We start from the raw sequence: 277 nt of genomic DNA on the forward strand, positions 1-277 counted from the left end.
TGGTTGATTTGAGCTTCAATCTCTCCTAGCTCGATTCTATAGCCTCGTAATTTAATTTGTTCGTCAATACGCCCTATATATTCTAATTCACCATCTGAACGTAACTTTGCCAAATCACCAGTACGGTAGTAACGCATTAAATTTGGATTTGATACAGTATAAAATTTAATGCTATTCAATTCTGGCTTGCCATAATAACCAGCACTAACCCCATTTCCACCAATAACCATTTCACCAATACTTCCAATTGGCAGTAAGTTCCCACCAGAATCATGAA

General features: G+C 36.8%; 1 pseudogene. It reads right to left on the reverse strand.

Annotated features, from left to right (window positions below):
* Positions 1 to 277 (reverse strand): annotated as a pseudogene (locus CWC11_RS22715) (AMP-binding protein); the annotation flags it as partial.

It is taken from the genome of Pseudoalteromonas sp. S3178, from assembly GCF_005886985.1.
Taxonomy (GTDB): Bacteria; Pseudomonadota; Gammaproteobacteria; order Enterobacterales; family Alteromonadaceae; genus Pseudoalteromonas; species Pseudoalteromonas carrageenovora.